Source organism: Streptomyces sp. NBC_01546, assembly GCF_045208355.1.
In the GTDB taxonomy this organism is placed as follows: Bacteria; Actinomycetota; Actinomycetes; order Streptomycetales; family Streptomycetaceae; genus Streptomyces.
In genome coordinates this window covers 3805834-3828749 of record NZ_CP109379.1, presented here as the reverse complement: position 1 = coordinate 3828749, position 22916 = coordinate 3805834, and the positions used below count along the sequence as shown (strand labels likewise).

The following is a 22916-nucleotide window of genomic DNA, read 5'->3' as shown; positions in this document are numbered from 1 at the left end:
TCAGAGGGTTCTGACGAACTCGGCCCAGGCCCGTGCGTGGAACACCACGTGCGGGCCTTCGGGCTGCTTGGAGTCCCGGACGGGGACGAGGGTGGGGTGGCCGTCGGCGACTTCGAGGCAGTTGCCGCCGCTGGCGTCGCTGTGGGTGGACTTCCGCCAGGTGGCCATCTCCAGGCAGTCGCCGCCGCTTCCGCCGCTGTAGCTGGACTTGTGCCAGATGGCCGCCGACAGGTCGTACTCAGGCGTGCTGATCATGCTCGTAATCCTCCGCCACCGACTCGATCAGGGCCAGGGACTTGCGCGGTGACAGCGCGTTGGCCGTGAGCAGATCGTAGGCCAGGGCGTGATGGGTAACGGTGGCCGGATCGTCGAACAGCTGGCCTGTGCTCATGCCTTGTACGTAGGCCAGTGGGGGAGCGTCCTCAAAGGACATCAGCTTGAGGGAGCCCTCCATGGCTGCGTGCGGGCCCGCACTGAACGGGAGTACCTGCACGATGATCCGGTGCGATCGGATCAGGCTCGCAATGTGTCGCAGCGCCTCGGCCATGATCGCCGGATTGTCTCCGGACCGGCGCAGAACTCCCTCGTCAAGCACGCACCAAAACAGTGGGGTTGTTGGATCCCCGAGTAGCGCGGCGCGAGCCAGCCGGTTCGCGACCAGCTCGTCGATGGTCTCTTCCGTCGCCGTCGGCTGGTAGGCGCGGAAGACCTCCCGCGCGTACGCCTCCGTCTGGAGCAAGCCGGGGATCAGCTGGGGCGCGTACTCCCGGATCGATGTCGCCAGGGCCTCCGCCTCGGCCGCCGCCGCGAAGTGGTCCGGGTACTTGGACTTGGCCGCCGCGCCGCAGTTGCGGGCGAAGAAGCCGTTCGTGTCGAGGATGTCGTCTATCTGTCGCGCGAATTCGATGTGCATCCGGCGCGTGCCCGCTTCGAGCTGGCCGATGAACGAGCCGCTGACGAAGAGCGGTTCGCCGAGTTCGGCCTGGCTCAGTCCGGCGCGCTCGCGCGCCACGCGCAGCTCGGCGCCGAGCAGGGCGCGGGGTGAGGAGGAGGGATCGAGGTTCTTACCTGCCATGGCGACTCCCGGGCCAACAGGTGGGGTTGTTCTCGGTGCTTCCTTGAAAGGCTAGCCAGCCCGTCGCCACGCTGTGTGCGGAACGTGAACACGCAGAGTAGAAAGGTGACATGTCATGGTGATGACGGCGAAGGAGCGGATGCTCGCGGCCGAGGAGACCGTGCGGCAGCTGAAGGGCGCGCTGGACGGGGTGGGGGTGGTCTTCCCGTCGCTGGGCGTGGAGCGGGTCTCCGCGGCCGGTACGTACGGGATGCCCCTGGTCGACCTCGGCCGCTGCAACCTGGACACCGCGCTCCGGCTGGCCGCCGTACTGCACGAGAGGGCACGCGCGTGAGCGAGTCCGTCGACGCGGCGGAGTTCGCCTTCGAACTCGGCTGGAAGCTGCGCGGCCTGGAGACCGCGCTGGCGCCGCGCGTGTCCTTCGGTTCGGCGGCGGGGTGCCCGCAGCCGCCTCCGCCGCCGGGGTGGCAGCGGTTCACGCTGGTCCACTGTCCGGTGGACGGGTACCCGGGGTTCGACGATCCGGGCTACGAGCGGCTCAGGGCGAGCCCGCCGCAGGGGTGCGTGGTCGAGGACTTCGGCGGGTGCCTGGGGCTGCGGTGCGAGCGGCCGGGTGTGCGGCTGCTGGACGCGGTCGCGGACCTGTGCGCCGAGATCCGTACCGGGCACGGGCTGCTCATGACCGGACTCGGCATCGAGAAGCTGTGGGAGTGGTCGGCGGACGGTACGGACGGCTGGGGCGCGGAGATCGTGGGCCAGCTGCTGCTGATGGCCGCGGAGCGCGGGCCGAAGCTCGGCTACGACGTCGATGACCTGGTGCGGGTCCTGCGTACCGCGGCCGGCTGAGCCGTATTCAGCTGGTGATGCGTTCGCCGTCGTGCTCGCCGCCCACGCAGTTCCACTGGCCGGTGGCGGAGTCGTACTCCACCGTTCCCTGTTTGGACTCGCACGTCGGTCCGGGGACAGCCGGTACGGCTGCCTGCGCAACGGGGACGGCGGCGCCGAGGGCGGCCAGTACAAGGGCGGCGGTGAACGCGAGAATTCGGGTACGCATGGAAACTCCTCCGGGGGCGAGCGATACCAACGCGTCAACACCAGCCTCCCTCTGCAGCGCGTCGGGCGCACCCTGGTGGGGGCGCACAAGGGGGCGCACGAGAGGCGCCGCCCGCGATCGAGCGGCAGGCTGGTGTCATGGAGAACACGCCCCAGGTAACCGTGGGGGCGCCTGAAGACCTCGGCTTGCGGCAGGTTTTGGTCGACGGCAAGCGCGTGGGCAGGGCTCAGTCCCTCAAGGAACTCCGAAGAATCCTGGATCGTGCCGGTGTGGAACCGGGGCACGAGATGCAGTGGCAGTGGATCGGCGGTGACCACACTGTCTGGCCGGACCAGGCCCAGGTGTGGGTGCGGCGAACCATTTGCTTCCTCATGGCCGTCGGCCTCCTCGCGACGGCATGGCCGCTCTTCCGGATCGGAATGTCGGACAGCGGCGATGCCCTCACGTACGGCGGACGGATCGCGGGACTCACCATCCTCGCTGTGGCCCTGGTGGAGGCGTTGGCAGCCCTGGCCGCCATCGACTACTGGACCAAGCGTCGGTGGCGTTACTCCGGAGTGGTCGTCGTGATCGGAGTCGTGATTTCCCTTCTCTGTAGTGCCACCCTGCTCCTGCTACAGGTCGGCGAGCGGTTCACGGGCTACACCGTGGTCGGGATAGTCCTCGGTGTCTGGTCCTCGGTGGCCCTGTTCGGGCTTTTCAAATGCGGGGCGTGGAAGGGGCTCCATGTTCCCAGGAAAATTGCGATCGGGGTAATTATTTCCACCCTTCTCGCCGCCGCCAACCTTGCGTATTCGCAGATCTATGTTCCCTATGTGACGACGCCGCTGATCCAGAGTGGGGCCGAGTTCAAGGAGCCGAACATGGACAAGGGGGCGAAGCAGGTGTATGTGACGGTCCATCTGTACGTGAAGAACGCCGGCCAGGTGCCCGTCTACATTCTCGGCAGCATCTACTGGATCCATGGCGGGCCCGCGATCAGCAGGCCTGATGACAAGCCTTCTGATGACAAGCCTGCCAGAACCGAACTGATCTACGATGGCGAGTTCGTCACGCCGGTCGGCCGCGTGCTGAATCCAGGGGAAGAGGTCGCCCAGGATGCGGTCATTGAAATAAAGGGCGCCGACCCTCACAAGTATGAAGCGATCAGGGCTCGGACCGAGGTGTACGTGATCAGGAAAGACAGAATGAAGATGACCGCGGACTACGAGCGCTCCTTGGTGGAGGGGAAGAAGCTCAAGGATGATTGCCAGCCGGGAGATCCACTCAATGCGGTATACAGATACCGGACCGGCATTTCGAACAGTAGTGAAATTCTGAACGTGACCCGCGGCCCGCAGCGCGTAACAGTGTGGAGGGTGGGAGGCAAGGAGCCGCACGTCGTTGTGGATGTGTCGCCACCGGGTGCACGAATGACGTACGACGGCAAAAACCCCATCGCGAACGAAGAGGCCAGCGAGCGGTACGGACTCACGCAGGTGCGCGGCTCCACGGCGCAGATGCCCTACCGAGAGCTCCTGGAAAAGGCCGGCTCGACCCAGAAGGGCGAGAGCCCGACACCGACCCCGGTCCCGAGCCCGGCCACGTGACCCGGTCTACACCGGGGCGTCGGTGCGCAGGCGGGCGTGGAGGTGTTCGTCGTGCCAGCCGTCCGCGTGGAGGAGGGCGCCGCGCATGGTGCCCTCCAGGGGGAATCCGGCCTTCAGGGCTATCGCGCAGGAGGCCGGGTTGGCCACTGAGTGGGTGATCCGCAGGCGGTGCAGGCCCAGGTCCTCGAAGGCCCAGCGCCTGACGCGGTCCGTGGCCTTCACCATGACCCCGCTGCCGCGCCCGGCGGGCAGCAGCCAGTACAGGATCTCGCCGCTGCCGCCCGCGAGATCGAGGTCGGCCAGGCCGATCAGCCCGACGGCCGGGCCGCCGGCGGAGGGGGCGACGGCCCAGATCGCGGCCTTCTCGGCCTCCCAGTTGGCGCGGTAGCGGGCGATGCGCTCCCCGGCCCGAGCCTCGGTGAACCGGCCCGTGCGGTTCCAGTGCTGGATGTCCGGGTCCCCACCCGAAGCGACCAACGCGGGGGCGTCGTACGGCTCCCAGGGCCGCAGCAGCCACCCGCCGGGGAGGCTGAGGACGGGCTGGGGCAGCGCGCTCATCCGTCCGGCCGGTACAACTGCGGGTATCTCCATGCCGGGCAGCCTACGCCGGGCCCGCTGAGCGGAAGCACCGGCCGTATCTCTGCCGGGCTCTCGTGGGTCAGGCCAGGGCCGGTTGCTTGGCCGGGTCGGTGGGGGTGGTCGAAGTGTCCGGCTGCGCGTCGGTGTTGAGGTCGGTCAGCATCCGGCGGGTGAAGCCGAAGAAGTACGTGGCGAGGAAGCCCACCAGGTAGCCCACCACCAGGCCGCCCGCGTAGATGGCGAGGGTGGCGCCCAGGCCCGAGGTTCCGTTGAGGAGGGGGAACAGGGCCCAGCCCGAGGGGCCGATGGCGGTGGAGCCGAAGGCAACACCGAGCTGGTTGAAGAGGCCCACGAAGGCCCCGCCCGCCGCGCCGCCGATGCAGGCGGTGACGAACGGGCGGCCGAGGGGGAGGGAGACCCCGTAGATCAGGGGTTCGCCCACGCCCAGGAAACCGGCCGGGAGCGCGGACTTGATGGTCGTACGGAGCGAACGGTTGCGCGGGAGCCGGCAGTAGACCGCGATGGCCGCGCCGACCTGGCCCGCGCCCGCCATGGCCAGGATCGGCAGCAGGACCGTGTAGCCGGACTGTTCGATGAGGGTGGTGTGGATGGGGATCAGGGCCTGGTGCAGGCCCAGCATGACGAGGGGGAGGAAGAGGCCGCCCAGGACCAGGCCCGCGAAGGCGCCGCCGGTGGCGAGCAGCCAGTCGGCGAACGTGCCGATGGCGGCGGAGGCCTCGCCGGCGAGGAACATGAGGCCGTAGATGGTGACCAGGCCCGAGATCAGGACGGTGAGGGTCGGGGTGACCAGCACGTCCAGGGCCTCGGGGACCCACCGGCGGCACCACTTCTCGACGTGGACCGCGAGCACCGCCGCGGCGAGCGCGCCGAGGACGCCGCCCTGGCCGGGGGAGAGGTGCTGGCCGAAGGCATCGATCTTGGCGATGCCCGGGAAGACGATGATCGCGGCGACCGCGCCGCCGAGGATCGGCGTACCGCCGAACTCCTTGGCCGTGTTGTAGCCGACGAAGACGGCGATCAGCGACATGAACCCGGAGGCGATGGCGGCCAGGGCCGGGACGACGCCGGGCAGCCAGCCCGCGTTCGTCAGTACGCCGTTGAGCCCGGCGATGATGCCGCAGCCGATGAGGGCCGGGATCAGCGGGACGAAGATGTTCGCGATGCGGCGCAGGAACAGCTTGAGGGGAGTCGAGTTGCGGGTCTTCTGAGCTTCCTTCAGCGCCGCGCCCTGGGCGGCCAGGTCGTCCGCCGTGACCGGCTGCGGGGCGGTGGCGGCAGCGGCCGGGCGCCGGCCCTCCTCGACCAGCGCCTCGAACTCCGGGGTGACGCGGGCGACCGTACCCGGCCCCAGCACGATCTGGTAGGTGTCGTCGTCGACCACGCCCATGACCGCGGGCAGGGCCCGCAGGGCCTCGTCGTCGACCAGCGAACGGTCCAGCAGTCCGATGCGCAGCCGGGTCATGCAGTGCGCGATGGAAGCGATGTTGTCCGGGCCGCCGACCAGAGGAAGGATCGCGGCGGCTGTGGCGCGGTTCTTGTCAGTGGACATGTGGGGGTCGCCTTCGTCAGCGGGTCTGGGTGTGGGCTTCGGCCAGGGCTTCGCGGAGGTGGCCCTGGGAGGAGGCCAGCAGGGCGGCGGCCTGCGGGCCGTCGACGCCGCCGAGGACGACGAGGATGGCGTTCTTGACCTCGCCGCCGGTGGCGGTCAGCGCCGCCTCGATCTCCGCGTCGGGCGCGCCGGTGGCCAGCGCCACGATGCGCCGGGCCCGGGCGCGCAGCTTCTCGTTCGAGGAGCGCATGTCGACCATGAGGTTCCCGTAGGTCTTGCCCAGGCGGATCATCGTGATCGTCGAGATGAGGTTGAGGACGAGCTTCTGCGCCGTGCCGGCCTTCAAGCGGGTCGACCCGGTGAGCAGTTCGGGGCCGACGACGACCTCGATGCCGTGCTCGGCGGCCGCCGCGAGCGCGGAGCCCGCGTTGCAGGACAGACCGACGGTGAGCGCGCCGCGCGTACGGGCGAACTCGACGGCGCCGATCGCGTACGGGGTGCGGCCGGAGGCCGAGACGCCGATCACCGTGTCATCGGGGGTGAGGCGCAGTGCGGTGAGGTCTTCCGCCGCCAGCTCCTTGGAGTCCTCGGCGCCTTCGACCGACTTGACCACGGCGGAGGGGCCGCCCGCGATGAGGCCGACGACATCGGCCGGGGCGGTGTTGAAGGTGGGCGGGCACTCGCTGGCGTCCAGGACGCCCATCCGGCCGGCCGTCCCGGCGCCCGCGTAGACCAGGCGGCCGCCGCGGGCCATGCGGGCGGCGATCGCGTCGATCGCGGCGGCGATCGGCGGTAGCTGCGCGGCGACGGCGGCCGGGACGGTGGCGTCCTCGGCGTTCATCGTGCGGGCGATGTCGAGGGTGGACAGCCGGTCGATCTCTGCCAGTTCGGGACGGAAGGCCTCGGTGGTCAGCGTCTCCAGCTGGGCGCGGAGTTCGGCGTACGCGGTCATGGTCGGGGCTCCTGACTCCGGGCTCCGGGCTCCCGGGCGGTTCAGCGGGCGGTGTGGCGGTGGGCGAGGGCCTCGTACGAGGCGGCGAGGGCGGGGGCGGCGGTCTCGTACGTCTGCTGCGCCACGCCGACGAAGAGGCAGTCGACGACGAGGAGCTGGCTGGTGCGGCTGGACATGGCGGCCGGGCGCAGCTGGGTCTCGCGGGCGGCGGAGGTGGCCAGGACCAGATCGGCGTAGTGGGCGACGGGGGCGTTCGGGCGGCCGGTGAGGGCGACGGTGGTGGCGCCGCGTTCGAAGGCCGTACGGAGGGGCTCGATCACGTCGCCGGTGGAGCCGGAGTGGGTGATCGCGACGGCCACGTCGCCGGGGCGCAGCTGGACGGCGTTGGTGACGGCGAGGTGGGGGTCGCTGTGGGCGTGCGCGACGAGCCCGATGCGCAGCAGCTTCTGCGCGAGGTCCTGGCCGACGAGCGCGGAGGCGCCGATGCCGTAGACGTCGATCCGGCGGGCGGTCGCGAGGGCGGTGACGGCGGCGGCCAGCTGGGTCAGGTCGAGTCCGGCGGCGGTGTCGGCGAGGGTCTGCGCCTCCTCGTGGGCGAGTTTGGCGACGACGTCGGCGAGCGGGTCGTCGACGGCTATGTCGACGGTGACGGCGGGGGCGGCGCCGGACTCCTGCTGGGCGGCGAGGGCGGCCAGCGCCAGGCGCAGGTCGCGGTAGCCGGGGTAGCCGAGGAGGCGGGCGGTGCGGACGACGGTGGCCTCGCTGGTGCCGGTGCGCGCGGCGAGGGCGGAGACGGTGAGCCGGGCGCAGCCGGCGGGGTCGGCGGCGACGGCCTCGGCGACGGTCTGCATGGAGCGGGTCATGGAGGGCCCGAGAGCGCGCACGCGGGCCCGCAGCGCGGCGGGCGCCGGGGCTACGGGCTTTTCCACGTCTCCGTTGCCGCCGTTTGCGCCACTGAAAGTTTCTTTCGCTCTCTTGCTCACGCGTGAAAGCTATTTTCGGCGGTGCCGGGCGTCAAGGAGCCATGGGTCATGCCCGGGAAAGGACCTTCGCCACTTAGCCCGTACGGGGTCACAATGAGCAGATGGACCACGCAACCCCCCTGGAACAGGCGCTGCACGTCGCCCGTGCACTTGTTCTCGCCGATCTCGCCGCCGGCGAGGTCGCCGACGCCGATGTCGTATCCCTCGTCGAGGACTCGGTCACGCACCGCCGGTGGTGGGTGGAGCAGTGGCCGGAGGGGGTCGGCTACCTTCCCGGACTCGTGGCCCAGGACGTGCAGGACGCGCTGCTGGAGAAGTACGGGCGCTGGCCGCTGTGCCCGGTCTGCGCGCACGGCGAGCCGCACGCACTGGACGTGGAGCCGGAACTCGGACCCGACCCGCACTGGGTGTGCTCAGAGGCGGGCGTGAGAGTGGCGGCGGTGGGCGCCCTCGGCCCCGTCTTCCACCCGTGACCGTCTACATCGACCCGCCGACCTGGCCGGGTCACGGCCGCATGTGGTCGCACCTGGTCAGCGACGTCTCGTACGAGGAGCTGCACGCGTTCGCGGCGGCCATCGGCTGTCCGCCCCGCGCCTTCGAACGGGACCACTACGACGTGCCCTCCTACCGTTACGCGGACGCGGTCGGTGCGGGCGCGGTGGAGATCGGCAGCAAGGAACTCGTCCGCCGCCTGACGGCGGCGGGCCTGCGCCGGCCGAAGGGCCGACCGGTGTAGGTGCCGCGCAGGTCAGCCGCGGGCCGCGGCCTGCGGCCGGCCGGTGGCCGGGGTGGCGGTGCCGCCCGAGGCGACCAGGCGGGTGGCCGGGGGCGGGGTCCGGCGGTGCAGCCGGAGGGCCAGTGCGGTCAGGGCGATCGCCGTGACGGTCATGGCGGCGCCGGCCCAGGCGGTGGCGGCGAAGCCGAGGTTCGCGTCGATGACGGTGCCGCCGAGCCAGGGGCCGCCGGTGTTGCCGAGGTTGAAGGCCGCGGTGGTGGTGGCTCCGGCCAGGGTCGGGGCGGCGCCGGCCACGTTGAACATGCGGGCGTTGAGCGCCGGGGCGGTGAAGAAGGCCGAGACGCCGAGCAGGAACGACAGGGCGATCGCCGCGGCGGCGGCCGAGGCCAGCAGGGCGAGCGCGGCCAGGAAGACGGTCGAGGCGGTGATGCCCCAGATCATCACGCCGAACAGGTGCGCGTCCGCGACCCGCCCGCCGATGGTGGTGCCGACCAGCGCGCCCACCCCGAAGAGGCCGAGGATCCACGGAACCCAGCCGGAGTCCAGCCCCGCCACGTCCGTGAGCAGCGGCGACAGGTAGCTGAAGGCGCAGAACACGCCGCCCGCGGCCAGGGCCGTGATGCCGATGGAGAGCCACACCTGGCGGTCGCGGTAGATGCGCAGCTCCCGCCCGAGGGAGGGCTTCTCGGCGGGCAGCGGGATCTTCGGGATCAGCGCCAGGATGCCGGCGAGGGCGACGGCGGAGGCCGCGCCGACCGACCAGAACGCGGAGCGCCAGCCCAGGTGCTCCCCGAGGAAGGCCCCGGCGGGCACGCCGAGGACGTTCGCGATGGACAAGCCGCCGATCATGACGGCCATCGCGCGGGCTCGCTGGTCCTTGTCGACCATGGCGATGGCCACGGCAGCGCCCACGGCCCAGAAGCCGGCGCAGGCGAGGGCGGAGACCACGCGTGAGGCGAAGAGGAGCTCGTACGAGGGGGCCAGCGCGCCCGCGACCTGCCCGAGGCCGAAGAGGCTGATGAGGGAGACGAGGGTGGTGCGGCGAGGGAGGCGTAGCGTGGCCACGGCCAGCAGCGGCGCCCCGACGACCATGCCGATCGCGAAAGCGGAGATGAGCAGGCCCGCCCGCGGAATGGTGACGCCCATGTCCTCCGCGATGGGCGGCAGCAGCCCGGAGAGCATGAACTCGCTGGTGCCGAGTGCGAACACGGACAGGCCGAGGACGTAGACGGCTACGGGCATGCGGGGGCGGCGTGCGGCATCAGCGGGCATGACTCTCACCAACCGTGGCGAACGCGATCAAATTCCCCGCGGGGCGAGCCGTGCCAGCTCAGCCGCCAGGTTGGCGCGCGCCGGGGCCTCCCAGTGGGCGGCTCCGTACGGGGTGCGGAAGAGCCGCGGCAGGGCGAGCAGCTGCCGGAGCACCTCGGCGCGGCCCGCGGTGAAGGCGTCGTCCGGCACGAACCCGTACTCGGCGCGCACGGCGGCGGCGTAGGCGGCGTACGCCTCGGGCGTTCCGGCCAGGACGGCCAGGTCCGCGTCGCAGAGCGCCTCGCCGTTGGTGTCGCCGGGGGCGGGGTCGTGGGTGACGGTGAGCCGGACCAGCCGGGCCACCTCGGCGGTGCGCGCGGGCGCTATGCCGAGCTCGGGGAGGGCGCGCTCGGCCAGGACGGCGCTGCGTTCCTCGTTCTCGGAGCGGTCGGGGCGGTAGACGGCGTCGTGGAACCAGGCGGCCAGCTCGACGGCCGCGAGGTCGGCGGCGTGGTCCGCCAGTACGTCGATCCGCGCCAGTACGTCGGCCAGGTGCGCGGTGGTGTGGTACCGGCGCTGCGGCTCCGCCCAGGCGGCGAGCAGGCGGTCGGCGTAGGGGGCGGGATCCCGGTCGGCGGGGACGCCGGCGGCGATGGCGGTCGCCTGCCAACGGGCGCGGAGGGCCGTGGTGTCGGTGTGCGGGGTGCCTGTGTCCATGCGCACATTGTGGGGGTGGCGTGATTCTGCTGGTGGAGCGTGGGCGGAGGCCCGTACCCTGGATATTGGACTAGACCTATTTTGTGCAGCTTCTCGAAGGATGGGATCGAATGAGCAACCGTGCGCTCCTGGAGGTGATCGCCCTCGACGCGGAGGACGCGATCGCGGCCCAGGCCGGTGGGGCGGACCGACTCGAGCTGGTCACCGACATGGCCGCCGACGGGCTCACCCCGCCGCGCGAGACCTTCGCGGCGATCAGGGCGGCGGTCGAGATCCCGCTGCGGGTGATGCTCCGCAAGTCCGACGGCTTCGCGGCGGGCGAGGTCTCCGGTCTGGTGGCGGCGGCGCGGGAGCTGCGGGCGGAGGGCGCGGAGGAGTTCGTACTCGGGTTCCTGAACCCGGACGGCACCCCCGACCTGGCGGCGGTCGAGGCCGTGGTGGCGGAGCTGGGCGGCTGCCGCTGGACCTTCCACCGGGCGATCGACCGCGCGGCGGACCGGGACGGCCTGCGCAAGGCGCTGGCCGACCTTCCCGGTCTGGACACCTACCTGACGGCGGGCTCGGCGGCCGGGGTCGACGAGGGCATGCCGGTGCTGCTGGCCGAGGCCGCGCGGCGGGGGGAGCCGGGGTACGGGGCGCGGATCCTGGTCGGCGGGGGCCTGGCCCTGTCGCACCTGCCGGTGCTGCGGTCGGCCGGCATCGACGCCTTCCACATCGGCGGCGCGGCCCGTCCCGACGGCTGGGGCCGCCCGGTCTCGGCCGCGGCCGTCGCCCACTGGCGGGCCGAACTGGGCTGACCGGCGCGGCGCCGTTGTCGGGGGCGCTGCCCCCGAACCCCCGCGCCTCAAACGCCGGCGGGGCTGGAATTGCCGCTGCGCGGCAACCCAGCCCTCGGGGCTAAGGATTGCGCTGCGCGCACTTTCGTGCGGACGACATCAGCCAAAATCAGCCCCGCCGGCGTTTGAGGCGCGGGGTCTGGGGCGGAGCCCCAGCAGCGGACCCGCAGGTCAGGACAGCTCAGGAGGCAGTGGGGCCGAGTGGAGGGCCGTCAGGCCTGAGACGGCTCGGGTGAGGCAGACGTACAGCCGGCGCAGGCCCGTCCGCTCGTCCGGCTCGCCGTCGACGATCGCGGCGGGCTCGTCCAGTACCACGTAGTCGTACTCCAGACCCTTGGCCAGCGAGGCCGGGACGAGGGTCAGACGGGACTCCGCCGTCGTCTCCTCGCCCGGCGCGAGGTACGCCAGCCCCGCCGCCCCCAGGGCCTCCGCCAGGACCGGGATCCGCGCGTCCGCCGCGATCAGCCCGATCGACCCCTCGTGGGCGAGGGAGGCGCGGCAGGCCTCGATCACCGCAGGTGTCAGGTCCGCCGTCTCCGCGATCCGCAGCGACCCCGGCGTCTCGCGCACCGAGGAGACCGGGGCCAGCCCCGGGGAGATGGACGGCAGCAGCCGCGAGGCGTACGCGATCACCTCGCGCGGCACGCGGAAGCCCGCCGTCAGCTCCTCCACCACCGCCTGCGGCTTCCCGAGGTGCGCCAGCGCCTCGTCCCAGCTGCGCGTGGCCCACGGGGTGGTGCCCTGCGCCAGGTCGCCGAGCACCGTCGCCGAACCCGTCGTGCAGCGCCGCCCCACCGCCCGGTACTGCATCGGCGACAGGTCCTGCGCCTCGTCGAGTACGACATGGCCCAGCGAATGCGTCCGCTCCACCAGGTCGGCGGCCTCGTCGATCAGGACCAGGTCCGCTCCCGACCACTTCGCCGACTTCACGCTCCGGAACGGCTTCGGCCACAGCAGCAGCTTCTGCTCGTCCGCCGTCAGGACGTCCGCCGCGTGCAGCGCGAGGAACTCGGGGTCCGACAGCAGCCGCAGCACCAGCTTCGCCGGCTCGACCGGCGGCCAGATCTCCTTGACCGCCGCCTTCACGGCGGCGTTGCGCGCCACCGCGTCCTGCACGCGGTCGTCCGGCGCCTCGCCCGCCTGCTCCATCCGTACGAGCACCGCGTGCGCGATCCGCTGCGGCAGCGCTTCGCGGGCGGCGCCGTAGCGGATGTCGCGGTTCTGCAGCTCCTCGACCATCTCGGCGATCTCGTACGCGGGCACCCGCCAGCGGCGCGAACCGCGCACCACCATCAGCGGCTCGGTGGGCTGCGCGACGTGTGAGGCGAGCGCGCGGCGCAGCACCTGCGCCATCCGGGCGTCGCCCTTGACCACGGCGGTTTCGGCGGGGTCCGTGCCGCGTACCTCCAGACCGCCGCGCGCCACCAGGTCGTCGACGGTGGCCTGCTTGACCTCCAACTCGCCCAGGGCGGGCAGGACCTGCTCGATGTAGTGCAGGAAGGAACGGTTCGGCCCGATGACGAGGGTGCCCGTACGGGCGAGCCGGTCGCGGTGCGCGTACAGCAGGTACGCCACCCGGTGCAGGCCGACCGCCGTCTTCCCGGTGCCCGGGCCGCCCTGCACGCACACGGAGCCGGACAGGCCGGAGCGGACGATCTCGTCCTGCTCGGGCTGGATCGTCGCGACGATGTCCCGCATGGGACCGACGCGCGGGCGCTCGATCTCCTGCTGGAGCAGCTTGCTGACGGCGGCCGCCTCGGCGGGGTCGGAGAGGTGCTCGTCCTCGTACGCCGTGAGCTCGCCGCCGGTGTAGCCGAAGCGGCGGCGCAGCGCGATGTCCTGCGGGTCGGTCTTGGAGGCCCGGTAGAACGGCTGGGAGACGGGCGCGCGCCAGTCGATGACCATCGGATCGCCGTCGGCGTCGTGGACGTGACGGCGGCCGATGTAGAACTGCTCGCCCTCCGCGCCCTCGGCGAGCTCCGCGCCCGGCGCGTGCAGGTAGTTCAGGCGGCCGAAGAAGAGGGGGGTGTGGGCGAGGTCGGCGAGGGCCTTGATCCGGTCGTCGATCTGGGCCTGGAGGACGATCGCGTTGACCCAGTTCGCGGTGACGTCGCGGATGTCGAGGGCCTCCACGTCCTCGCGCATGGCGCGGAGCGCGGCGCGGGAGGAGCTGAGGTGGGCCCGTTCGCGGGTCAGGGGATTGACGGCCAGGTCGGACTCGGGGGCGTGCGCGGGCACGGGACTGCCTCCAGCTGCTGGTACGGAACAGATGGCCCGCCGGTTCCAACCGGTGGGCGGCTCTCCCCGGTGGTGCGGCGGGAGGCGGCAAGAGCGGAGATTCTAGCCATCGGGCCCGCGCGGCGCGAACGGATTATCCGGGGCCCTCGAGCGACTCCGTACGGGTGGCATGTGACCACTCATGTGACCACTCATGCGACCACTAGGGGATGCCATGGGCCGTGAGTAGTACGCGGGACGCCCGGGGGTTCCGCCCCCAGAGCGATGTGCCGGCGGGCGCGAAAACCCACCATGGACACATGAGCACCGCAACCTTCACCCCGATCCAGGGCGGCCGCCCTGGGGGCACCTCCCGGACGAAGTCTGGGGGAGGCGCCGCTTCCCTCTCCGATTCGCGTCCGCGCTACGGCCTCGGCGGCGTACTGCGCGCCGCCAAGGTCTTCGCGGCGGCCGCCGTCAGCGTCGTCGTCCTGGGCGAATACGCCGAGGACGCGGGCGTCGTCCGCCGCTGACCCGGCGTTGCCGTCCGCCGCTGATCCGGCGTCGCGCAGCGCCCCGGCCGGATACGGCGGTCACCGGGCACTGATCCACTAGGGTCACGCGCGTGACCCGGAGTCCCGCCCTCGCCGCCCCCAGCCGTTCGGCGTCGCCCCTGGCCGGCCCCCTGGTGGCAGGCTCGCTCCTCGTACTCGGCGTGCTCTGCGTCGCCCTGCGCGTTCCGATGGCCGACGCCCTCGTCCAGGGCATCTCGCTCACCGAATGGCAGCCGCCCGCCGCGTACCCGCCCTTCGCGGCGATCCTGTTCACACCCGCCGCCTGGCTCCCGGCCGGCCTCCTGAAGGCCGTCCTCGTCCTCGGCAGCGCCGGCCTGCTCGCCCTGCTGATCCTGCTGTCCTGCCGCCTCGCGGGGCTGCGGGCCAGACCCGGGCCCGTGCTCGCCGCCACCATCGCCGGGCTGTGGCTGGAGCCGCTGGTGCAGGCCCCGCTGCCCGGCCTGGTCAACCTGGCCCTGGCCTGCCTGGTCCTGTGGGACCTCGGCCGGCCCGCGGGCTCGCTCGGCAAGGGCTTCGCGCTGGGCACCGCCGCCGGGATCAACCTGACCCCGGCGGCGTTCGTCCCGTACCTGCTGCTCACCGGCCGCGTCCGGGCCGGACTGACGGCACTGGCCGCCTTGGCCGGTACCGCCCTGCTTGGCCTGGTGGCCTTCCCCGAGGCCTCCGCCGAATTCTGGATCCGGCACCTGCCCGCCACCGGCCGGGCCCTGCTGCGGGACTGGCCGGCCCTGTGGATCTGGCTGGTCCCGCCGCTCGCCGCCCTGCTGGCCGCGCTGCGTCAGTCGCTCGCCAGCAGCTCGTCGGCGTCCATGATCCGGTAGGCGTAGCCCTGTTCGGCGAGGAAGCGCTGGCGGTGCGCCGCGAAGTCCTGGTCGATGGTGTCGCGCGCGACCACCGAGTAGAACCGCGCCTCGTGGCCGTCCGCCTTCGGCCGCAGTACGCGGCCCAGGCGCTGGGCCTCCTCCTGGCGGGAGCCGAACGTACCCGACACCTGGATGGCGACCGTGGCCTCGGGCAGGTCGATCGAGAAGTTCGCGACCTTCGACACGACCAGCACGCTGATCTCGCCCTGCCGGAAGGCGTCGAAGAGCTTCTCGCGCTGCGCGTTGGAGGTCTCGCCCTTGATGACGGGCGCGTCCAGGTGCTCGCCCAGTTCGTCGAGCTGGTCGATGTACTGGCCGATGACCAGGGTCTGCTCGCCCTGGTGCTTGCGCACCAGCGCCTCGGTGACCTTCCGCTTCGTCGCCGTCGTCGCGCAGAAGCGGTACTTCTCCTCGGTCTCGGCGGTCGCGTACGCGAGGCGCTCCGTTTCCGTCAGGTTGACCCGGACCTCGACGCAGTCGGCGGGCGCGATGTAGCCCTGCGCCTCGATCTCCTTCCACGGCGCGTCGAACCGCTTCGGCCCGATGAGCGAGAAGACGTCCGACTCGCGGCCGTCCTCCCGTACGAGCGTGGCCGTCAGGCCGAGGCGCCGACGGGCCTGGAGATCGGCGGTGAACTTGAACACCGGCGCGGGCAGCAGGTGCACCTCGTCGTAGAGGATCAGGCCCCAGTCGCGGGAGTCGAAGAGCTCCAGGTGCGGGTAGACGCCCTTCCGCTTGGTCGTGAGGACCTGGTACGTGGCGATCGTGACGGGCCTGATCTCCTTGCGGGTGCCGGAGTACTCGCCGATCTCCTCCTCCGTCAGCGAGGTCCGCTTGACCAGCTCGTGCTTCCACTGGCGGGCCGAGACGGTGTTCGTGACCAGGATCAGCGTCGTCGCTTTGGCCATCGCCATGGCCCCGGCGCCGACCAGCGTCTTGCCCGCGCCACAGGGCAGCACGACCACACCGGAACCGCCGTGCCAGAACCCCTCGACGGCCTGCTGCTGGTACGGGCGCAGCGCCCAGCCGTCCTCGACGAGGTCGATCTGGTGGGCCTCGCCGTCCACGTACCCGGCGAGGTCCTCGGCCGGCCAGCCCAGCTTGAGCAGCGTCTGCTTGATCTGCCCGCGCTCGGAGGGGTGCACGGCCACGGTGTCGGCGTCGAGCCGCGCCCCGACCAGCGGGGCGATCCGCTTGGAGCGCAGGATCTCCTCCAGCACGGGCCGGTCGGTGCTGGTCAGGACCAGCCCGTGCACGGGGTGCTTGGAGAGGGTGAGGCGGCCGTAGCGGGCCATGGTCTCGGCGACGTCGACGAGCAGCGCGTGCGGGACGGGGTAGCGGGAGAACTCGACGAGCGCATCGACGACCTGCTCGGCGTCATGCCCGGCGGCCCGGGCGTTCCACAGCCCGAGCGGGGTGATCCGGTAGGTGTGAATGTGCTCGGGAGCCCGCTCCAGCTCGGCAAAGGGAGCGATGGCACGCCGCGCGGCTCCGGCGAGCTCGTGGTCGACCTCGAGAAGGAGTGTCTTGTCGCTCTGGACGATGAGTGGACCATTCACGCGCGGCGCCCCGTTTCAGTCAGGTCAAACCTCCAGTCTGCCGTACCGCGCCGGGGCTGGAAACAAGGCGCTCTGGCCCGGCGCCCCGGGCCGCGCGGGAGCAGGTCGAAAAGCTGCTGACGCCGGCGGCGCAGGCACATACGGTCCCGGCATGAGTGATGATCAGCAGAATTTCGTGCCCGCCGGCTTCGAGGCGCCCACGAGCCTCGTCGGCGAGGGCTTCCGGCTGGAGCCCCTGGGCGGGCAGCACAACGAGCGGGACCTCGCCGCCTGGGGCGGGAGCATCGAGCACATCCGGGCCACACCAGGGTTCGGCAGGAACTGGCCGCCGCTGGAGGGCATGTCCGCCGATGCCAACCTGGCCGATCTGGAGGGGCACGCGCGGGACTTCGCCGAGCGGCGCGGGTTCACGTACAGCGTGCTCGAAGGGGACGGGGAGGGGGAGGTCATCGGGTGCCTGTACGTCTACCCCGGCAGGGAGCAGCCCGAGCGGGTCCAGGTCAGCTCGTGGGTGCGGGCCGACCGGGCGCACCTCGACGTCCCGCTGTACGAGGCCGTGAGCCGCTGGATGCGTGAGGTCTGGCCGTTCGACGCCGGGCTGATCGACTACGCGCCCAGGTGAGGCAACGGGCCCGCCGGGTACGGGGTTTCCGCGGGCAGCAGGGCGCGCGCCGCCGCCTCGTCGCCGGTCCGGAGCAGGGAGCGGATCTCCCGGACCAGCGGGGTGACGTCGCGGATGGCGACCGTCCACTCCTCGGCGTAGGCACGTGAGGCGGGCCCGGACAGGCCCAGCTGGAGCGAGCGGTACGGCAGCGGGTTCAGGTGGAGGTCGCGCTCCGGGTCCCACTGGACGCGGGCCGACGTCGCGCGCAGCGACTGCTGCCAGGCCTCGCGGTCCGCGTGCACCCCGCGCTTCCAGTGGGACAGGCAGGCCCCGCGGAGCGCCTCGTCGAAGCCGGACCGGGTGATGTCGATGGCCAGCACCGTCTCCTGGCCGGCCTTCGAGGCCCAGCCGCAGCGGTACATCATCCACAGGAACGACGGCTTGATCCACGTCATCCGCTCCCGCTTCCAGGCGGGCGGGAACCGGCCGTCGCGGGCCGCCGGGCCTCCGAGGGCGGGGGAGTACGCCTGGTAGACGGTGATCGTGCTGTCGGTGTGGGCCGCGCGGATCGCTCGCGGCGGTGGGTTGGGCATGGCCCCAGCCTGCCGGGGCGCCGCACCCGCCCGCCAGCGGATTTCCCGGCGGGGTGCGGCGCCGTTGCTGGGGCGCTGCCCCAGACCCCGCGCCTCAAACTCCCCCAGCTACCGCTGGGAGGGGCCCCCAGGCGGGGCTGGATCAGTCAGCGCTCCTAGACCTGGTCCTCCGCCAGTTCCGCGACCCCCGTGATCCGGTGCAGTGCGTACGTCCGCACCTCGTCCGCCGTGTGGTCGTAGCCGGTGACGAAGCCGCCCTCCACGCGGACCGGGGCGATCACCCGCTGGCTCGCCGCCCCGTCCGCGTTCACGTACCCGATCCACACCGCCGACCCGGTCAGCGCGGCCGCCTGCACCGTCGCCAGGGTCTCCGCCGCGCTCGTGCGCGGCAGTTCGCCGGGGACCACCGAGGGCGACGCGGGCTCCTTGCGCACCGCCGTCGCCGCCAGGTCGCCCGCGCGGATCGCCCGTACGGCCGCCCCCAGCAGGGTGTCGTCCGGCACCGGCGGGCCGTCCGGCACGGGTACGGGCGCCGAGCGCGCCGGGGTGCGGCGGGCGTCGGCCCGGGCCACCAGCACGTCACCGGTCAGGGACTCCGCGGCCGGCGCGTACCCCATCGCCCGCAACCCCTCCAGCAGCGCGGCGGGTTCGGCCTGCGCGGCCAGCACCGTCGGCGCGAGGCGGCGCAGCGACAGCCCCTCCGAACGCTTGTCGGCCAGGATCTCGCCGAGCATCGCGTCGTCGTCGCAGCGCACGTACGAGGACGCCGCGCCGACCCGCAGGTGCCCGTGCCGCCGGGCGACGTCGTCGATCAGGTAGGCCAGCGGCTGCGGCACCGGCGTGCGGCTGTGTTCCTTGAGGAAGGCGTGCAGGTCGGCGGCGGCGTGCCCGGCGTCCAGGGCCCGGCGCACCGACCCGGGCGTGAAGCGGTACACCGTCGCCCCGCCCTTGGACTCCACGTCCGCGAGCACCGCCAGGGTGTCGCCGAGCGGGCGGCGCAGCGGCCCGGGGGCCACCGCCGTCAGGTCGGCCTGGAGCAGTACGTGGTCCACCGGCTCGGGAAGGAGCGGTGCCAGCAGCGGCGCCGGGTCGCGATGCTCCAGCAGGGCGCGGCCGGGCCCGGACAGCGCGCCCCGGCCGGTGACGCCCAGGACCTCCGCCTCGGTCAGCGTCCAGTGCGCGAGGCGGGTGCGCAGATCGCTCGCACCGCGTACGGGACGCTCCCACGCGAGACGGTCCAGCAGGGCGTCGGGATCGGGGGAGGCCCCCTCGGGCAGGGCGGCGAGCAGCTCCAGGACGCGCCGGCGCACCTCGGGGGCGGCAGAGCGGTCGAGTTCGGGGCCGAGCGCGGAGAGGGTGCGGCCCTTGCCGTCCTGCTCGCCGACCAGCCCGGCCGTCCGGGTGGCCGGCAGCCAGGCCGCCGCGATGACCGACCACCTTTCGGGGGGCGGCAGTTCGCACCAGTCGTCGAAGGCGGGGGTGGGCGCGTACCGCTCGTCCGCCTCCCCGTCACTGGCCAGCAGACCTGCCGCGTAGGCGAGTTCGATCCAGAACGCCGCCGCCGGTTCGGTGGTGTCCAGGGTGGCCGCGGCCCGTTTCAGGTCCCGTACGGCGAGCCCGCCCGCGCGCAGCACCAGCGGACCGGCGTGCTCCCAGGACTTCACCAGCTCCTCGACGGTGGACAGCGCGGCCAGCGCCTGCCCGGCGGCGTTCGCGTCCACAAGCTGTGGACGGTGCTCGCGGTGCGCGGGCACCGGCGGGGCCACGGGCGCGGTGTCCCGGTGCGCGAGGCCGCCGCGCAGGTGGAGCGCCACCTCGCGGGGCAGCACCACGGTCCGCGCGGAGGCGGGCAGCAGCAGTCCGCGGTCGCGCAGCCAGCGCACCGGCGCCGTCGGGTTCGGGGTCACCTCCCCGTACGGAGGCCCCCACACGAGCCGTCCGAGCACCTGGTGCGCCTCCGCCGGGGCCTCGTCCAGCAGCGCCGACATCCGCTCGGGGTCGGTGAACAGCCCGGTCAGCGCCGAGACCGCGGACACCGGGTCGTGGGTGCCGGGCAGTCCGGCGGCCGACACGATCTCCTGGACCCGGGTCGGCGACATCCCGGACGTGGCCTCGGCGACGGTCGGGCCGAGGCCGGTCGGGGAGGGCCGCTGGGCGGAGGGCGCGAGCAGCTCGCGGGCGGTGCGCACCAGGCGCAGCCGGTCGTCGTCACCCCACACCAGGGCCTGGTCGCGCAGGGTGGCCAGCGCCCGGGGGAGCTCGGCGCGCGCCCCGTTGTCCTGGCCGGTGGTGCCCTCCTCGCCGGTCAGCAGCGACTCCAGCACCGGGTACGTGCAGGGGTCGGGGGCCACCGCCAGGGCCTCGGCGGTCTGCAGCGCGAACCGGTCCAGCCGCTCCAGCGCCCGCACCACCGAGGCGCGGGTCCCGGCCCGGGTGGCCAGCTGGGTCACGTCGCCGGGCACCGGGCTGAGCAGGTCCGGACGGGCGTGCAGCAGTGCGGCGAGCGCCGCGTCGTCGCGGGCGCGCAGCGCCTCGGCGAGGGAGCGCGGGGCACCTCCCGCGGTGCCCCCTGCGGTGCTTGCCTCAGGCACGGTCGTCGCCTCCTGGTCGCGTCGGCCGGTCAGTCGGCCGGTCCCCATCCGGCCAACGGTATCCGCTGAGCACGCGGCCGCTCCACGGGCGCACGCGCTACCTTCGGGACAGGCGGTACGGGAGGAGCCGGGGCGTGGGGATCGAAAGCGACCAACTGGTCTACGAATATCTGAGCCGCGTCGGGGACTTGGCGCAGCAGCGGCAGCTGTCCTCCGGGGACCGGATGCGGCTGGTGTCGGGGCTGCGGGACGAGATCGACCGTCGGCGCGCCCGGTACGAGCCGGAGACCCCGGCCGCCGTACGCGGCATCCTCCAGCGGCTCGGCACGCCGGAGGAGGTGCTGGCCGGCCACGGCGTCACCGGTGCGGGGTCCGCGCCCGTGACGCCCGCCCCGGCGGTGCCCGCCCAGCGGGGACCGCGCGGCCCGAAGCCGGCGGCGGAGCCGCGGAACGTGCCGCCGCACCTGGCCGGTCTCGACGAACTCGGCCCCTCGGGCGGGGCCGAGCCCGACTGGTGGCGGGTGAGCCCGGGCGGGTTCGGGGCGGGGCCGCAGGTCGAGGGTTTCGCGGGCGGCATCGAGTTCCCGGACCACCTGGCCAAGGAGGAGGAGGCGGCGCAGGAGCCGGAGCCCCCGGCCGGGCCGCCGGAGTCGCGCGTACGGGGCCTCGTACGGTTCCTGCGCGAGCGGCGGCGGGCGAAGAAGGACGCGAAGAAGGAGGCGGCGGAGGCGGAGCCGGAAGCGGCGGCCGCCGCCGCGCGGCCCCGGCCGAACGCCTTCCTGCTGCTGGCCGCGGCCGTCCTCGTCGTCGGCATGGTCACCGGGTACTGGCTGCTGCTCGTCGTGGGCTGGCTGCTGCCGTACGCCTCGCGCGTACTGCGGCCGACCGAGCGCAAGTGGGCCGTCTTCGGCCCGCCCGGCGTGGTCCTGGCGGGGGCGATGGTCTGGCTGTGGGGCCGGATGAAGGGCAAGTGGGGCGAGACCCTGGCGGAGGACCAGCTGAGCGGCGCCCTGCACGGCATGTGGCCGTGGCTGCTCCGGGCCGCGGCCCTGGCCTCGGTCGTCTACCTGGTGTGGCGGGCCCGCCGCCGCTGACCGCGCAGTCCAGTGTTGGGGGGATGGCGGTCGGTGTGCGGGATCGGTCACCCGTTCGGGTGGGGTGTCGGGGTTCCGGGGGGCGAGGCAGGCTTGGGCTCTAGGTTGGCGTCATGACGGCAACGGCGGGGTGTGGGGAGGGCGGGCGCGCCCGGTACACCTTCCGGCTGCGGGTGTCGTCTACCGCTCGTGCTGCCTTGTTGGCTGAGTGGGACCGGTGCCGGTGGGTGTGGAACGAGTGCGTGGCCAAGTCCAAGCAGGTCCACACCGCCAACGGGAACCGCTCGGAGAGCACGGAGAGGCTGACGTGCGGCCCGGCGCAGCTCGACAAGATGCTGACCGGAGCCAGGTCTGTGACGGAATGGCTGCGCGTGGGCAGCAGTGTTCCTCAGCAGCAGATTATCCGGGATTTTGCCAAGTCCCGCGCGAAGGCACTCAAGGACATCAAGGTCCGTCTCCCGATGCGGCAACGGGCGGGGATGCCCCGGCCAAAGAAAAAGCGCAAGGCCGACCCCACTCTGAACTACACGCGGCACGGTTTCCGGATCAAGAACGGCCGGCTGCATCTGGCGGGCGGCATCGTTGTGACGATCGTGTGGTCGCGCGAGCTTCCCGCCGACCCGTCGTCGGTTCGTGTGTATCGGGACGGTCTCGGGCACTGGTACGCCTCCTTTGTCGTGCCCACTGCGGGTGAGCCGCTGTCTGCCACCGGCCAGGTGATCGGGATCGACTGGGGCGTGAGGGAAACCGCGACCACCACCAGCGACGAACACGACCTTCCCCATCCGGAGCACGGCAGGAAGGCCGCTGCCAGGCTGGCCCACTACCAACGGCAGATGGCACGCCGCGAACGCCCGAAGAACAAGTCGCAGTCCAAGGGCTACCGCAGGGCGCAGCGGCAGGCAGCGAAGCTGCACAAGAAGGTCGCCCGGCAGCGGCAGGACACGGCCCGTAAGTGGGCCAAGAAGGTCGCCCGCGACCACGACCACATGGCGGTGGAGGACTTTCGCCCGAAGTTCCTCGCGAAGTCCACCATGGCCAAGAAGGCTGCTGACGCCGCCATCGGCGCAACCAAGCAGGCATTGATCGAGATGGGCCGCAAGCACGGCCGCACCGTGCACCTGGTCCACCCCGCGCACACCACGATGGACTGCGCGCATTGCGGAGCGAGAGCCAAGCACGCACTGCCGCTGGGCATGCGCACCTACACCTGTACTGCGTGCGGAACCTCGTCTCCCCGGGACAAGAACTCCGCCCACGTCATGCTCAAGAGGGCGGGTCTGAGCCCTGCTGACGCCGAGAGCGGAAGACCTCACGGACCGCCGGTCCGGAAGGCAGCTTGAGTCAGAAATCCCACCGACAGAAGCCGGAATCACTCGGCTTCAGCCGAGGGAGCAGTCAAATCGTGTCTCTCACCCCTGTCCTGTCCTGAGTGCGGCCGCACGGAAAAGGTTGAACACGGATCGTGGACCGTCCCC

24 protein-coding genes are annotated in these 22916 nt (G+C 72.4%); 11 read left to right on the top strand and 13 right to left on the bottom strand.

Annotated features, from left to right (window positions below; translation table 11 throughout):
* Both OHA89_RS17375 and OHA89_RS17370 read right to left on the bottom strand, forming a co-directional pair.
* Nucleotides 1–255 (bottom strand): DUF397 domain-containing protein, encoded by a 255-nt coding sequence (locus tag OHA89_RS17375; protein WP_406366577.1) that lies wholly within the window; start codon nt 253–255, stop codon nt 1–3.
* Entirely contained in the window at nt 239–1075 is an 837-nt protein-coding gene (locus OHA89_RS17370) for a helix-turn-helix transcriptional regulator (RefSeq protein WP_266608531.1), read from the bottom strand. The genes OHA89_RS17375 and OHA89_RS17370 overlap by 17 nt, the downstream gene beginning before the upstream one ends.
* Before the next feature lie 115 nt (nt 1076–1190).
* Between OHA89_RS17370 and OHA89_RS17365 the strand changes: the two genes are divergently transcribed.
* Together OHA89_RS17365 and OHA89_RS17360 are read left to right on the top strand one after the other, a co-directional pair.
* On the top strand, nt 1191–1409 hold the full coding sequence (locus tag OHA89_RS17365) for a hypothetical protein (RefSeq protein ID WP_215139585.1): 219 nt from the start codon (nt 1191–1193) through the stop codon (nt 1407–1409).
* Nucleotides 1406–1921 (top strand): amidase, encoded by a 516-nt coding sequence (locus tag OHA89_RS17360; RefSeq protein WP_406366576.1) that lies wholly within the window; start codon nt 1406–1408, stop codon nt 1919–1921. The genes OHA89_RS17365 and OHA89_RS17360 overlap by 4 nt, the downstream gene beginning before the upstream one ends.
* 7 nt (nt 1922–1928) lie before the next feature.
* Here OHA89_RS17360 and OHA89_RS17355 read toward each other — a convergent pair whose 3' ends face one another.
* The gene (locus tag OHA89_RS17355; RefSeq protein WP_266608527.1) at nt 1929–2129 is read right to left on the bottom strand and encodes a hypothetical protein; all 201 of its coding nucleotides are present in this window, start codon (nt 2127–2129) and stop codon (nt 1929–1931) included.
* Nucleotides 2130–2266: 137 nt separating this feature from the next.
* Here OHA89_RS17355 and OHA89_RS17350 point away from each other — a divergent pair, with 137 nt between their 5' ends.
* A complete protein-coding gene (locus OHA89_RS17350; protein WP_406366575.1) occupies nt 2267–3718 on the top strand; it encodes a hypothetical protein in 1452 nt (483 codons plus the stop codon).
* A 6-nt stretch (nt 3719–3724) separates the two neighbouring features.
* On the opposite strand, the gene OHA89_RS17345 is transcribed toward OHA89_RS17350, so the two are convergent.
* From OHA89_RS17345 to OHA89_RS17330, 4 genes are all read right to left on the bottom strand, one after another.
* On the bottom strand, nt 3725–4309 hold the full coding sequence (locus OHA89_RS17345) for a GNAT family N-acetyltransferase (RefSeq protein ID WP_406366574.1): 585 nt from the start codon (nt 4307–4309) through the stop codon (nt 3725–3727).
* A 67-nt stretch (nt 4310–4376) separates the two neighbouring features.
* Entirely contained in the window at nt 4377–5867 is a 1491-nt protein-coding gene (locus OHA89_RS17340) for a PTS transporter subunit EIIC (protein ID WP_266608521.1), read from the bottom strand.
* A gap of 16 nt (nt 5868–5883) precedes the next feature.
* Nucleotides 5884–6819 (bottom strand): N-acetylmuramic acid 6-phosphate etherase, encoded by a 936-nt coding sequence (murQ, locus tag OHA89_RS17335; RefSeq protein WP_406366573.1) that lies wholly within the window; start codon nt 6817–6819, stop codon nt 5884–5886.
* A gap of 41 nt (nt 6820–6860) precedes the next feature.
* Nucleotides 6861–7748: a MurR/RpiR family transcriptional regulator gene (locus OHA89_RS17330; RefSeq protein ID WP_406366572.1), complete on the bottom strand. Its 888-nt coding sequence runs from the start codon at nt 7746–7748 to the stop codon at nt 6861–6863.
* A 155-nt stretch (nt 7749–7903) separates the two neighbouring features.
* Here OHA89_RS17330 and OHA89_RS17325 point away from each other — a divergent pair, with 155 nt between their 5' ends.
* Together OHA89_RS17325 and OHA89_RS17320 are read left to right on the top strand one after the other, a co-directional pair.
* Nucleotides 7904–8275 (top strand): hypothetical protein, encoded by a 372-nt coding sequence (locus OHA89_RS17325; RefSeq protein ID WP_257555041.1) that lies wholly within the window; start codon nt 7904–7906, stop codon nt 8273–8275.
* Nucleotides 8272–8538: a DUF4031 domain-containing protein gene (locus OHA89_RS17320; RefSeq protein ID WP_215139577.1), complete on the top strand. Its 267-nt coding sequence runs from the start codon at nt 8272–8274 to the stop codon at nt 8536–8538. Before OHA89_RS17325 ends, OHA89_RS17320 begins: the two co-directional genes overlap by 4 nt.
* 12 nt (nt 8539–8550) lie before the next feature.
* Here OHA89_RS17320 and OHA89_RS17315 read toward each other — a convergent pair whose 3' ends face one another.
* Together OHA89_RS17315 and OHA89_RS17310 are read right to left on the bottom strand one after the other, a co-directional pair.
* Nucleotides 8551–9780, bottom strand: a complete 1230-nt coding sequence (locus OHA89_RS17315; protein ID WP_406368518.1) for a Cmx/CmrA family chloramphenicol efflux MFS transporter — start codon at nt 9778–9780, stop codon at nt 8551–8553.
* 57 nt (nt 9781–9837) lie between these two features.
* Complete coding sequence (locus OHA89_RS17310; protein WP_266608513.1) at nt 9838–10506, bottom strand: hypothetical protein; 669 nt, start codon at nt 10504–10506, stop codon at nt 9838–9840.
* A 110-nt stretch (nt 10507–10616) separates the two neighbouring features.
* On the opposite strand from OHA89_RS17310, the gene OHA89_RS17305 reads away from it, so the two are divergent.
* Nucleotides 10617–11303 (top strand): copper homeostasis protein CutC, encoded by a 687-nt coding sequence (locus tag OHA89_RS17305; protein WP_257555035.1) that lies wholly within the window; start codon nt 10617–10619, stop codon nt 11301–11303.
* Between the two features lie 210 nt (nt 11304–11513).
* On the opposite strand, the gene OHA89_RS17300 is transcribed toward OHA89_RS17305, so the two are convergent.
* Nucleotides 11514–13580 carry a HelD family protein gene (locus tag OHA89_RS17300; RefSeq protein ID WP_406366571.1) on the bottom strand — a complete coding sequence of 689 codons (2067 nt, stop codon included), beginning with the start codon at nt 13578–13580 and terminating at the stop codon, nt 11514–11516.
* A gap of 299 nt (nt 13581–13879) precedes the next feature.
* Between OHA89_RS17300 and OHA89_RS17295 the strand changes: the two genes are divergently transcribed.
* Together OHA89_RS17295 and OHA89_RS17290 are read left to right on the top strand one after the other, a co-directional pair.
* The gene (locus tag OHA89_RS17295) at nt 13880–14092 is read left to right on the top strand and encodes a hypothetical protein (RefSeq protein WP_266608509.1); all 213 of its coding nucleotides are present in this window, start codon (nt 13880–13882) and stop codon (nt 14090–14092) included.
* Between the two features lie 92 nt (nt 14093–14184).
* Nucleotides 14185–14955 carry a glycosyltransferase family 87 protein gene (locus OHA89_RS17290; protein WP_266608507.1) on the top strand — a complete coding sequence of 257 codons (771 nt, stop codon included), beginning with the start codon at nt 14185–14187 and terminating at the stop codon, nt 14953–14955.
* Here the strand turns inward: OHA89_RS17290 and OHA89_RS17285 are convergent.
* Entirely contained in the window at nt 14913–16556 is a 1644-nt protein-coding gene (locus OHA89_RS17285) for a DNA repair helicase XPB (protein WP_257555032.1), read from the bottom strand. The genes OHA89_RS17290 and OHA89_RS17285 overlap by 43 nt on opposite strands.
* A gap of 151 nt (nt 16557–16707) precedes the next feature.
* Here OHA89_RS17285 and OHA89_RS17280 point away from each other — a divergent pair, with 151 nt between their 5' ends.
* A complete protein-coding gene (locus tag OHA89_RS17280; protein ID WP_266608505.1) occupies nt 16708–17178 on the top strand; it encodes an N-acetyltransferase in 471 nt (156 codons plus the stop codon).
* Here OHA89_RS17280 and OHA89_RS17275 read toward each other — a convergent pair.
* Both OHA89_RS17275 and OHA89_RS17270 read right to left on the bottom strand, forming a co-directional pair.
* Nucleotides 17163–17753, bottom strand: a complete 591-nt coding sequence (locus OHA89_RS17275) for a DUF4291 domain-containing protein (protein WP_266608503.1) — start codon at nt 17751–17753, stop codon at nt 17163–17165. The genes OHA89_RS17280 and OHA89_RS17275 overlap by 16 nt on opposite strands.
* 155 nt (nt 17754–17908) lie before the next feature.
* Entirely contained in the window at nt 17909–20392 is a 2484-nt protein-coding gene (locus tag OHA89_RS17270; RefSeq protein WP_406366568.1) for a helicase-associated domain-containing protein, read from the bottom strand.
* An 86-nt stretch (nt 20393–20478) separates the two neighbouring features.
* Here OHA89_RS17270 and OHA89_RS17265 point away from each other — a divergent pair, with 86 nt between their 5' ends.
* Both OHA89_RS17265 and OHA89_RS17260 read left to right on the top strand, forming a co-directional pair.
* Entirely contained in the window at nt 20479–21438 is a 960-nt protein-coding gene (locus OHA89_RS17265; RefSeq protein WP_266608499.1) for a hypothetical protein, read from the top strand.
* Nucleotides 21439–21551: 113 nt separating this feature from the next.
* Entirely contained in the window at nt 21552–22781 is a 1230-nt protein-coding gene (locus OHA89_RS17260; protein ID WP_266608497.1) for a transposase, read from the top strand.
* The last annotated feature ends 135 nt before the right edge of the window (nt 22782–22916 follow it).